Consider the following 12,606-nt stretch of genomic DNA (forward strand, 5'->3'; position numbering starts at 1 on the left):
AAGGACCATGGCCGGTCAACAAAACTTGATTTTTCAACATTTAAAAATACAAACATTATGCAACCCATTAAATTCAATCCCTTACTTAAATCAACAATATGGGGCGGTAACAAGATTATCCCATTCAAGCAATTAGCCGACAATCAGGAAAACGTAGGTGAGAGTTGGGAGATCTCCGGCGTAAAAGACAACGAGACAATCGTGAAAGACGGCGAGTTCAAAGGCATGAAACTCAATGAAATCGTGGCCCAACAAAAGGATAAACTCGTAGGAGCTGACAACTACAAGCGCTTCGGCGACGAGTTCCCGCTGCTCATCAAGTTCATCGACGCACGCAGTGACCTCTCCATCCAAGTACATCCCACGGACGAAATAGCCAAGAAACAAGGCAAAGGACGTGGCAAAACAGAAATGTGGTACATCATGAACTCGGATAAAGACGCCAAACTTTACAGCGGTTTGAAGATGCAAATAACGCCCGAACAGTACAAGGAAATGGTAGAGAACGACACCATCTGCGACGCCTTGGCACAGTACGAGGTGAAAGAAGGCGACTGTTTCTTCCTGCCGGCCGGCCGCATCCACGCCGTCGGAACCGGTTGTTTCTTGGCCGAGATACAGCAAACCAGCGACGTCACCTACCGCATTTACGACTACAAACGTAAGGACAAAGACGGCAACTGCCGCCAACTCCACACCCAAGAAGCCTCGGAATGTATCGACTACAACGTGTCTAAGGACTACCGTACCGAGTATATGCCCAAGCAGAACGAAGGCGTCAACCTCGTCAGCTGCCCTTACTTCACCACAGCCGTGTACGACCTGACAGAACCAATGACGCTCGACTATAGCGAACTTGACAGCTTTGTCATCTTCATCGGCATGAAAGGCGAAGGCAAAATCAAGGACAACGAGGGCAACGAAACCACGCTGAAAGCCGGCGAAACCCTACTGATTCCCGCCACAACCCAACAAATCAAGGTTGAGGGAGAAATCAAATTCTTGGAAACTTACGTGTAAATCAAAACGGCTCTTAGCCGTAACAACATTTCGTAACCATTCTTCTCAAATAGAAAAGACTTGTTAAGAAAACGCCATAAGCGCCGACATCAACCGCATGTCGGCGCTTATTTTATGCGCGACAAGTCAGCCCGCAAACGCTTATAAGGCTCTGAATCCATAAAATTCACGTTCTTCTTGAGCATGGGGACAAGCTCTTCTATGCTGTTATTATAGCACGACAACTCGGTACGATACTGCGTATTGTGCACCGCCTCACGCTTTATTTCCTGCTCACGCTCATGATAAAGACGATAACACACCTTATCCAACACCGGAACCGCCAGCTTATTAAACAAATGGTGGCCTTGTATATATAAATAGGTGGTCTGCGGCGTGACGCCCAACGCCTTTAACTCGGCTTTCACCTCCTGATAGGAAGCGGCGGCGTCAGGGTTCTCTTTCTGCAATTCTCTCACCTTTCGGGCCACTTTCTTCCGCAGTTTGCGAAAAGCCTCCTCGTAGTTCAAGGGATCGAAATTGCCCAACTCAATGACCCGATTAAAGTCGGTCAGCGTAAAATCACCGTACGACGGGGAGCGATAATACCATATATTCCAAATAAAAAGTGGGAAAATAATTTCGGAATACTCGGCAAAGAAGCTCACGAAATCAAATATCATACGGTCGTTCAGCGTCACAGCGACGCACACAGTGTGAAGCGACGGCGCGTAACACTGCAAATTCTCTATGGCATAGGCATAGGTATGAAACACATACGGGTTATCCACTATCGTCTTGGAAACCTCCGTCCTACCCTGAATCAGATAATCATAGTCGGCGTCCACGCAGGCTATCATGTCCCTGCCCACGCCATTCAGGATGTTGGCCAGCGCCGCCTTCTTGCCCCGTTCCAAGTGATTGGCCCGGGAAGGCAACATGATTTCAAAATAGCGGGTGGCGTTCTCATAGGGCGACAGAATCGTCCTCCAGAAGAAAATGTCGTCATAACTCTCCACGTAGGCCACTATTTTGCGGCGCGCCTGCTTGGAAGTCAGTTGGTTATAGGCCTCAAAATACCGTGAATTGATGTTCTCTTTCAAATGTTTCATCGCCGTAAGTCTCCCCTGCCATGCTGTGATTCGTCGTGTTATTTCCTATCCGTCGCCGTGCGTCGCCCTATTCTTGGGTGATGTCGGTCACCTCGGTCACATGGTCGCCCCAGCCATTCATGATGACCGCCGGGCTATGGGTGGTCATGATAAGCTGTATATTGGGGTTGAGCTTCAGCACCAAGTCAATCAACTGTTTCTGCCATTCAAAGTGCAATGACACCTCGGGCTCGTCCATGAAGAGCACATAGGGCAGGTTGTCCTCCACCAAAACGGTCAATAGGATGCAGAGCATTTGCTTCTCGCCGCTCGATAGCTGATAGGGCACCAAGGTCTCGCCAATCTGCGAAAAACGTATCTCGTTCTCGGTGCGGATAATCTTCTTGCCCGTATCGGCGAAGAGATTGTCTATCATGTCTTGGAAAAGCTGCTTGGGATATGACAATCGTTGCGCCTGCGCGGCAGCGTCGGCAGCCCCGCTCTGCAGCACTTCTATCATGCGATTGCCTATGTTAACCTGATAATCCAAGTACTTACGCTGCAACTGAAAGAGCTGCCAATCGAGCTCGGTGACCAGACTCATATCCATCTTCGATATGGTATCGGCGTTCATCAACGGCCTGTCGAACGACCTGATTACGTCAAACCGTATCCTGCAAGCGTCGCCGGGACTTACTTTCAGATGGACGCCGCGAAGCATTTGGCTGGTAAACTCGCCACCGCCACGCAGCCCTTTCACCACCTTATTTAATATAGTGCTCTTTCCAACGCCGTTAACGCCACTGAGAATGTTGACCTTCGGATCAAGATTCCACACCACATGCTTCACCCCACTCCAAAGAGAATCAATCTCAATCTGCTCAATATAATCCACGTATTTCTGCATAGTGCTCTATCTTATTGTAATAGCAAACTTACATAAAATTATCGACAATCAGCGGCAAAGCCATGAAATATGGGTTAAAATCATCAAAATTAAAGCCTCACACGGGCTTTCTACCACGAATATGGTAGATAAAATGACATATTCGTGCGATTGTATAACCCATGGATAAGCCCTACCTTTGCATTCGATAAATAGAACTTAATTTTTAAAAAGATTACAAAGGAGACCAAATTATGAGCACAGAAAAGAAACTACACTTCGAGACATTACAACTGCACGTAGGACAAGAACAGGCCGACCCGGCCACCGACGCACGTGCGGTACCCATTTACCAGACTACCAGCTACGTCTTCCACAATGCCCAACATGCAGCCGATCGCTTCGGTCTCCGCGACGCCGGCAACATCTACGGCCGTCTTACCAACTCCACCCAAGGCGCTTTCGAGGAGCGGGTGGCAGCCCTCGAGGGCGGTGTAGCCGGCTTGGCAGTAGCCTCGGGAGCCGCCGCCGTGACCTACGCGCTGCAAAACATCGTGCTCCAAGGCCAACACATCGTAGCCGCAAAGAACGTTTACGGTGGCACGACCAACCTCATTGAGCATACGCTTACTAACCAAGGTGTTAGTCATACCTTCGTAGACCCGCGCGACTTCGAGGCCATCGAGGCCGCCATACGTCCCGAGACACGGGCCCTCTACGCCGAAACCTTCGGCAATCCGAACTCCGACGTGACCGACATTGACAAATGGGCGGACATTGCCCACCGCCATCAGCTGCCGCTCATCATCGACAATACCTTCGGCACTCCTTATCTTATTCGTCCCATTGAGCATGGTGCCGACATCGTGATACACAGCGCCACCAAGTTCATCGGCGGCCACGGGTCGTCCTTGGGTGGCGTCATCATCGACGCGGGCAAGTTCGATTGGAAAGCCAACGCCGACAAATTCCCCACCTTGGGCAAGCCCGAGCCATCCTACCACGGCGTCATCTTCGCCGACGTGGCAGGCCCGGCAGCCTTCGTAACACGCATCAGGGCCGTCATACTGCGCGACACCGGAGCCGCCATCAGCCCCTTCAACGCTTGGATTTTGCTGCAAGGGCTTGAGACATTGAGCCTCCGTGTGGAGCGTCATGTAGCCAACGCGTTGAAGATAGTGGACTATCTGGCCCACCATCCGAAGGTGGAACGCGTCAACCATCCGGCCCTTTCGTCCCATCCCGACCATGCGCTTTACAAGCAACTCTATCCCAACGGCGCCGCCAGCATTTTCACTTTCGACATCAAAGGCGGGCAGAAGGAAGCATGGCAATTCATCGATCACCTCCGCATTTTCTCACTCTTGGCCAACGTGGCCGACGTGAAGAGCCTCGTGATTCACCCCGCCACGACCACTCACTCGCAGCTTTCGGCCGATGAACTCAACGACCAGCACCTCTACCCGTCGACCATCCGCCTCAGCATAGGTACGGAGAATGTGGCCGACTTGATAGATGCGCTCGACGAAGCCTTCAGCCATGTAGGCTAAACCGATAAACGCTGATTATCAGGCCATTGGCTTATTTTACGATAAAAAGCCGAGGCTCACTTTCCAAGAGTGGCCCTTTCACCTCGTCAAAACAGCCCTTTGGGGCGATGAAAGGGCCACTCTTACAACGCCAAAAGGCAACTTTCATAAACCATTCATCAATATATTATGAGCAAGATTTATAACAACATCACCGAACTGGTAGGCCATACGCCATTGGTTCAATTAGGAAAATACTCCCAACAAAAGGGCCTCAACACTCCCATCATCGCCAAAGTAGAGTATTTCAATCCCGGAGGAAGCGTGAAAGACCGTGTAGCGCTGGCCATGATTGAGGACGCCGAGCGCAAGGGAATCCTCCATCCGGGCGCGACAATCATCGAGCCTACCAGCGGCAATACGGGCGTGGGACTGGCTCTCGCCGCGGCCGTGAAGGGCTACAAGCTGATTCTTACCATGCCCGAAACGATGAGCGTGGAGCGTCGCAACTTGGTGAAAGCCTACGGCGCGCAGGTAAAACTCACCGACGGAAAGGCCGGTATGCCCGGTGCCATCAAGGCTGCCGAGGAACTGCGTGACGCCACTCCCGGCGCGTTTATTCCCGGCCAGTTCGAGAATTCGGCCAATCCACAGCGCCACTACGACACCACCGGCGTTGAGATTTGGGACGACACCGACGGCAAAGTGGACGTGTTCATCGCCGGAGTAGGCACGGGTGGCACCGTATCGGGTATAGGAAAACGATTAAAAGAGAACAATCCCAACGTGAAAGTCATAGCCGTGGAGCCGGCCACATCGCCCGTCCTGCAAGGCGGACAGCCCGGTCCTCACAAGATTCAGGGTATCGGCGCCGGCTTCGTTCCGCAGACATTCAACCGTGACATCATAGATGAGGTAGTCAGCGTAGACAATGATGACGCCATCCGCACGGGTCGCGAGCTGGCCCAAATTGAGGGTTTGCTGGTCGGAATCTCATCGGGTGCCGCCGTGTACGCGGCCTCGCAGATAGCCCAACGCCCCGAATACCAAGGCAAGAACATCGTGGTATTGCTGCCCGACACGGGCGAGCGCTATCTCAGCACGGTGCTCTATGCCTTTGACGAATATCCTTTGTAGAGACCAACACAAGTCTATATATGAAAAAAGCAGGCTTCCTTGAATGTAAGGAAGCCTGCTTTTCGTTTATGATAAAGTGGTTTTCTTTTCTTAGAACACGAACATTCTGAGCAGCCAATAGCAGAATATACCGGCCACATAGCCCACGAAGGCTATCCAGCTGATGTGCTTCATATACCAGCCAAAGGTGATTTTCTCCAATCCCATCACCACAACGCCGGCAGCGCTGCCTATGATCAGCATGCTGCCACCTACGCCGGCACAGTATGCAAGCAGCTGCCAGAAGATTCCGTCGATGGCCATGTCGCCCGTGGGAGCTACCGGATACATGCCCATACAGCCCGCCACGAGGGGTACATTGTCCACAATACTTGAGAGAACACCGATGATTCCCGTCACGGCATAGTGGTTTCCGTCGAACGCAACGTTCAATGTCTCACCCAATTGAACCAACACTCCGATGGTCTCCAGACAAGCCACGGCCATCAATATGCCCAAGAAGAAGAGAATGGTGCTCATATCTATATGGCTCAACAGATTGGTTACACGCTTCATGGTGCCCTCCTCGTCTTTCTCACGGTGGAGGTTACGATAGAACACTTCGGTCGCTGTCCACAGTACACCCAGCACAAGCAGAATGCCGACAAACGGCGGCAAGTGGGTAATACTCTTGAAAACGGGCACGAACATCAGGCCGCCTACGCCCAAGAAGAAGATGGCTTTGCGCTGATGAGCCGTGAAATCGAGCGCCGTAGTGTGTGAGTTGGTCTCCGCCTCGGCCTCTACGGTCATCTCGCCCTTGAGCATGTACTGCATGATAAAGGCCGGGATAACCATTGAGACGACAGAAGGTAACAGCACTTCCTTGATAACTCCGGCCGCCGTAATGACGCCCTTGTTCCACAACATGATGGTCGTAACATCACCAATGGGCGAGAACGCGCCTCCCGAATTGGCCGAGATAATGACAAGCGAAGCGTAAATGATGCGGTCCTTATGGTCTTGAACCAACTTCCGAAGTATCATTATCATCACGATACTGGTCGTAAGATTATCCAAAATGGCCGACAAGAAGAAAGTCATAAAAGCAATACGCCATAATAAAACACGCTTGCTTTTCGTCTTCATGACGCCGCGTACAAAGTTGAAACCGCCATTTTGGTCGACTATTTCAACAATCGTCATCGCGCCCATAAGGAAGAACAGAGTGGTGCTCGTGCTGCCTAAATGTTTCTCAATGACCTCACTCACGGCCTGAGCGACATTACTTCCCACGGCATTAGAGATATAACTACTCGGATCAATCATGAATAATGTCCAGCAAAGCACGAACATCAGCAGTGCCACTGCCGCTTTGTTAACCTTTGTAACGCTCTCTAAGGCGATAAAAAGGTAGCCCACGACAAACACCGCAATAATAGAAAAAGTTAAGGAACTCATTACAACTAATATTAGGTTTTTTGAAAATTATTACGCGCTAAGATAACGATTTGCAAAGATAGGTGATTTTTCAAAATAACAAAATAAATTCTTTGATATTTCGCCCGTTTGCCTTATCTTTGCAAAGATATGAACTCATTAGAAGCCAACAATATAAAACTGCACGAGAACGTCATCATTGCGGACGCCGATTTCATTGATAATGTAGCTTTCAACCTTACTGTCAATTTCGAGAGAATGCTGGGACGGAAAATTCCAAAGGCCGATATGGCACAGTGGGTAATCAATGTCGGATTGGACGGGGGCATGAAACCGGGTGAGCAGACCACGGAAGTCATCTTTATATATAATAAGGTAAAACCGCGACTTGATAATTTCCTGCCGGCTGACCTCACAACGGAGCTCAACAATCAGGCCTTCAATGACAACCGGTTTGGTGAATTCATATTCACCGCTTATCCCACGGAGGAAATCGTGACAAAGGAAGATTTCTTTACCGACATGGCCCGAACCATTTGCAACCACAAGGATGTGAAGCGGGTAATGTTGATACCCGACACCGACAATGCCGATACGTGGGATGGCTTACGCCGTGCTTTGAAGGACATAGACGAGGACAAGCATGTGACCGTTTTCGCCATGCAACCGCTCACCGGTGGCAATTTCCGTCAGGAAATACTTGGCTATTCCCTCACCAACGCACTGGGAGTAAGAGGCGATGAGTTCAAGGAATAACCGGTATTCCCGCTTGAATAAGCACCCATACATATTGAATTAAACATTTTTTCCTACATACCAATTCTTTAAAATCAAAACCGAAGAATGAGCAAAGTACTAATGATTGGAGCCGGTGGCGTAGCTACTGTGGCGGCATTCAAGATTGTTCAGAATGCAGATGTATTTACTGAGTTTATGATTGCGTCACGTCGCAAGTCCAAATGTGACGAGCTTGTGAAGTCCATACATGACAAAGGATACAACTATAATATCAAAACGGCGCAGGTAGATGCCGATGACGTGGAGCAGCTCAAGGCGCTCTTCAACGATTTCAAGCCCGAACTCGTCATCAATTTGGCCCTCCCCTATCAGGATCTTACCATCATGGACGCTTGTCTGGCGTGTGGTTGTAACTACTTGGATACGGCCAATTACGAGCCCAAGGACGAGGCCCACTTTGAATATAGTTGGCAATGGGCCTACAAAGACAAGTTTGAGAAGGCCGGTCTTACGGCCATTCTCGGCTGCGGTTTCGACCCGGGCGTGTCCGGAATCTACACTGCTTACGCGGCAAAGCACCACTTCGACGAGATTCAATATTTGGATATAGTCGATTGTAATGCGGGAAATCACCACAAAGCGTTCGCAACTAACTTCAATCCGGAGATTAATATACGCGAGATAACACAGAAAGGTCTTTACTATGAAGACGGCAAATGGATAGAGACAGAGCCGCTGGCAGTACATAAGACTTTGACTTATCCCAACATAGGAGGCCGTGAGAGCTATCTCATGCACCATGAAGAGTTGGAAAGTTTGGTGAAAAACTACCCCACAATTAAGCGCGGTCGCTTCTGGATGACGTTCGGTCAGCAGTATCTAACCTACTTGGATTGCATCGAGAACCTCGGTATGAGCCGCATTGATGAGATTGAGTACGAGGCTCCTTTGGCGGATAATCCGGAGCAGAAAGTGAAGGTTAAGATTGTGCCTTTGCAGTTCCTGAAGGCCGTGTTGCCCAATCCGCAGGACTTGGGACAGAACTACGACGGCGAAACCAGTATCGGTTGCCGCATCCGTGGTTTGAAAAATGGCGAGGAACACACCTATTATATATATAACAACTGCAAGCATCAAGACGCTTTTGAAGAGACAGGCATGCAGGGAGTGAGCTACACTACCGGCGTACCGGCTATGATTGGAGCGATGATGTTCTGCAAAGGTTTGTGGCGTAAGCCCGGCGTTTGGAACGTTGAAGAGTTCGATCCGGATCCGTTCATGGAGCAACTGAACAAGCAAGGACTGCCTTGGAACGAGGTATTCGATGGCGACTTGGAATTATAATAACGACAATTAGAGCATAATATATGGCAAAAGAAGAAACAAACGCGCAAAGCGAAAAGCTCAAAGCATTGCAAATGGCAATGTCGAAGATAGAGAAAGACTTCGGAAAAGGGTCTATCATGCGCATGGGCGATGAGAATATAGAGAATGTGGAGGTCATTCCCACGGGCAGTATCGGCCTTGACGCGGCGCTCGGCGTGGGCGGTTTCCCTAAAGGACGTATCATAGAGATCTACGGACCTGAAAGTTCCGGTAAGACAACATTGGCCATCCACGCCATCGCAGAGGCACAAAAGGCGGGTGGCATAGCAGCGTTTATCGACGCGGAGCATGCCTTTGACCGCTTTTACGCTGCCAAATTAGGCGTAGACATCGAGAATTTGTGGATCAGTCAGCCTGATAATGGAGAGCAGGCGCTGCAAATCGCCGACCAACTTATCAGCTCGAGCGCCATCGACATCCTTGTGATTGACTCCGTGGCAGCCCTCACTCCCAAGGCCGAAATTGAAGGAGACATGGGTGACAACCGTGTAGGTTTGCAGGCACGCCTCATGAGTCAGGCCCTCAGAAAGCTCACCGCAACCATTGCCAAGACCAATACGACCTGCATCTTCATCAACCAATTGCGTGAGAAGATAGGCGTCATGTTTGGCAATCCCGAGACAACAACGGGTGGTAACGCCCTGAAGTTCTACTCCAGCGTGCGCTTAGACATTCGCCGTGTCACCAGTATAAAGGACGGCGATCAGGTCATCGGCAACCAAGTTCGCGTAAAAGTAGTGAAAAACAAGGTAGCTCCCCCCTTCCGCAAAGCCGAATTTGAGATTACGTTTGGCGAAGGTATCAGCAAGATTGGCGAGATAGTAGACCTTGGTGTTGAGTATGGAATCGTACAGAAGAGCGGTAGCTGGTTCAGCTATAACGGCAGCAAGCTGGCTCAAGGACGAGATGCCACGAAGAACTTACTGAAAGACAACCCCGAGCTTTGCGAAGAACTGGAAGGTCTTATCAAGAAAGCCATAGCCGACAAACAGGCATAAAACAGCCTTTTTTCTTATCAACAATCCTTATTTGTAGTGGAAATCCTTACAAATAAGGATTGTTTCGTTTATAAGAATGTCATACTTTTGCAACGTCAAAAGACTATTGACATCTTATAAGAGATAATATTTAATTAAACCACATAGATTGATATGAATAAGAAGAAGATGATGGCTACGGCTTTAGCGTTAGCCGTAGCCACTCTTTCGATGGCAGAGGAAGCCATTGTAGACACATCAAAAGTACGTGAAATCGATGAAGTTGTCGTCGTATCACAACCCAAAGAACAGTTTTTATTACGCCATCAGACGCTTAGCAGCAACGTTTATTCCGGCATGCAGCTTGCCAATTTAGGTGCCCGTGACCTGCGGGAGGTAGCTCCTTACGTGCCCAATTTCGTCATGCCCAACTACGGTTCACGCTACACTTCATCCATGTACGTGCGTGGTATAGGCTCACGCATCAACTCACCCGCCATCGGCATATACGTAGACGGTGCACCGTTGATGAGCAAGAGCGCATTCAATTTCCATAATTTCGACATCGCCCGCATCGACATTCTGCGCGGACCACAAGGCACCCTCTACGGCATGAACACTGAGGGAGGGCTGATTCGCATTTACACCAAGAGCCCCCTGAACTACCAAGGCACCGACCTTAGAATAGGATTGGGCACACACGGATACCAACTTTACGAGGCCTCGACCTATCAAAAGCTCAACAGCAAGCTGGCATTCATGGTCGGTGGCTTCTACAATGGTCAGCAAGGATTTTTCAAAAACGACTTTAACGGCGAACGAGCCGACAAATACAAGGAAGCCGGAGCCAAACTTCGACTGGCTTGGAAGCCCAATCAGCGCTGGGACATCGGCCTATGGGCCAACTATGAGTACACCGACCAGAACGGATTTCCCTACGGAATGATGGATTTGGAGAAAGGTACGACCGCCAATCCCGCCACAAACCACCAGTCAAAATATCGTCGCAATATTGCCAACAGCGCACTCAGCGTGAACTTCAAAGGCAACTATTTCGACTTCAACTCCACCACAAGCTACCAATATCTGAAAGATTTCATGCGCATGGACATCGACTATATGCCTGCCGATTTCATGCACTTGGAGCAAAAACAACTGCAAAACGCTTTCACGCAAGAGCTTGTTCTCAAGAGCAATCGCAATAACTTATGGCATTGGACCTTGGGAGGAACCTTCTCGGCGCAGTGGTTAAAGACCGACGCTCCCGTCTTCTTCGACAGCGAAATGGACGCTTTCATGGGCAACACCATCCGCACGGCCATGTATGACGCCATGGTCAAGAGCATGAGCGCACGCTTTCAACGCCCCGGAGTGACCGCCGAACAAGCGCAGGCACAAGCCAAAGCCATGATAGAACGCATGGGAGGCGTGAAGATGGAGACCGACCTATCGATCGTGCCGGGACTGTTCCGCACACCCACTTATAACCTCGGATTCTTCCATGAGTCGAGTTTCCAACTCACCGAGCGCCTCAAGGCCATCCTCGGACTGCGCTATGACTACAGTCACACGTCGTTAGACTACATCACGAGTGCCCAAATGACATCCGTCGCCACGGTGATGGGAAAGAAAGCTACGGTAACTCTGAAATCATTGTTGCAGAACAAAGCCCACAACGATTTCAACCAACTGTTGCCCAAAATAGGGCTTAGCTACGACCTCGACCGGTCAGGCAGCAACGTCTACGCAGTGGTTAGCAAAGGTTATAGGGCCGGAGGCTACAACATACAGATGTTCTCCGACATTCTCTCAACCGAACTTCGCAACAACAGTTCGCAGCGGGGCGACTACACCATTGACCACGACGAGGAGGCTTACAGCAAGATAGAAAAGACCATAGCGTACAACCCTGAAACGAGCTGGAACTATGAATTGGGTGCCCACCTGAACCTTTTTGATAACAAAATCCAATTTGATTTCGCGGCGTTCTACATGCAGCTACGCAATCAGCAGCTCTCCGTCATGGCCGGCAACTACGGCTTCGGCCGCATGATGGTCAACGCAGGAAAGAGCAGCAGTTGCGGTATTGAAGCCACATTGCGCGGCAATGCCCTCAACGACAACCTGTCATGGGGCGCCAGCTACGGCTTCACCCGTGCCGTGTTCAAGGAATATACCGACGAAATCACCATCAATGGCACCACGCAAAACGTGGACTACAAGGACAAGAAAGTGCCGTTCATTCCGGCCCACACCCTTGCCGCCCACGCCGATTACCGCATTCCGTTCAACGGAACGCTCAAAGCCATCACCATAGGCGCCAACATGAACGCCCAAGGCCAACTGTTTTGGGACGAGGCCAATAGCTACAGCCAAGACTTCTACGCCGTCATGGGCGCCCACGTAAAGGCCGACTTGGGTTTCCTCTCCATCGACCTATGGGG

Annotated in this window: 10 protein-coding genes; 7 read left to right on the plus strand and 3 right to left on the minus strand. The window is 50.2% G+C overall.

Annotated elements, in window-relative coordinates; all coding sequences use genetic code 11:
- Window positions 1-57 precede the first annotated feature (57 nt).
- Window positions 58-1,020 (plus strand): type I phosphomannose isomerase catalytic subunit, encoded by a 963-nt coding sequence (locus VIR50_RS12170; protein WP_331935380.1) that lies wholly within the window; start codon window positions 58-60, stop codon window positions 1,018-1,020.
- Between the two features lie 107 nt (window positions 1,021-1,127).
- Here the strand turns inward: VIR50_RS12170 and VIR50_RS12175 are convergent, their stop codons facing one another.
- Entirely contained in the window at window positions 1,128-2,111 is a 984-nt protein-coding gene (locus VIR50_RS12175) for a DUF4435 domain-containing protein (RefSeq protein ID WP_331935381.1), read from the minus strand.
- A 67-nt stretch (window positions 2,112-2,178) separates the two neighbouring features.
- Window positions 2,179-2,997 carry an AAA family ATPase gene (locus VIR50_RS12180; protein ID WP_331935382.1) on the minus strand — a complete coding sequence of 273 codons (819 nt, stop codon included), beginning with the start codon at window positions 2,995-2,997 and terminating at the stop codon, window positions 2,179-2,181.
- 233 nt (window positions 2,998-3,230) lie between these two features.
- Between VIR50_RS12180 and VIR50_RS12185 the strand changes: the two genes are divergently transcribed.
- Together VIR50_RS12185 and cysK are read left to right on the plus strand one after the other, a co-directional pair.
- The gene (locus tag VIR50_RS12185; RefSeq protein WP_331935383.1) at window positions 3,231-4,526 is read left to right on the plus strand and encodes an O-acetylhomoserine aminocarboxypropyltransferase/cysteine synthase family protein; all 1,296 of its coding nucleotides are present in this window, start codon (window positions 3,231-3,233) and stop codon (window positions 4,524-4,526) included.
- A 168-nt stretch (window positions 4,527-4,694) separates the two neighbouring features.
- Window positions 4,695-5,642 carry a cysteine synthase A gene (gene cysK, locus VIR50_RS12190; protein WP_331935384.1) on the plus strand — a complete coding sequence of 316 codons (948 nt, stop codon included), beginning with the start codon at window positions 4,695-4,697 and terminating at the stop codon, window positions 5,640-5,642.
- Between the two features lie 90 nt (window positions 5,643-5,732).
- Here cysK and nhaD read toward each other — a convergent pair whose 3' ends face one another.
- Window positions 5,733-7,082: a sodium:proton antiporter NhaD gene (gene nhaD, locus VIR50_RS12195; protein ID WP_331935385.1), complete on the minus strand. Its 1,350-nt coding sequence runs from the start codon at window positions 7,080-7,082 to the stop codon at window positions 5,733-5,735.
- A gap of 129 nt (window positions 7,083-7,211) precedes the next feature.
- On the opposite strand from nhaD, the gene VIR50_RS12200 reads away from it, so the two are divergent.
- The 4 genes from VIR50_RS12200 to VIR50_RS12215 all read left to right on the plus strand — a co-directional run.
- Window positions 7,212-7,817 (plus strand): DUF6621 family protein, encoded by a 606-nt coding sequence (locus tag VIR50_RS12200; RefSeq protein ID WP_331935386.1) that lies wholly within the window; start codon window positions 7,212-7,214, stop codon window positions 7,815-7,817.
- 87 nt (window positions 7,818-7,904) lie between these two features.
- Window positions 7,905-9,143 carry a saccharopine dehydrogenase family protein gene (locus VIR50_RS12205; protein WP_331935387.1) on the plus strand — a complete coding sequence of 413 codons (1,239 nt, stop codon included), beginning with the start codon at window positions 7,905-7,907 and terminating at the stop codon, window positions 9,141-9,143.
- A 23-nt stretch (window positions 9,144-9,166) separates the two neighbouring features.
- A complete protein-coding gene (recA, locus tag VIR50_RS12210; RefSeq protein WP_331935388.1) occupies window positions 9,167-10,183 on the plus strand; it encodes a recombinase RecA in 1,017 nt (338 codons plus the stop codon).
- Between the two features lie 153 nt (window positions 10,184-10,336).
- A partial coding sequence (locus VIR50_RS12215; RefSeq protein ID WP_331935389.1) for a TonB-dependent receptor occupies window positions 10,337-12,606 on the plus strand: 2,270 nt, incomplete at its 3' end.

It is taken from the genome of Prevotella sp., from assembly GCF_036570325.1.
Lineage (GTDB): Bacteria > Bacteroidota > Bacteroidia > Bacteroidales > Bacteroidaceae > Prevotella.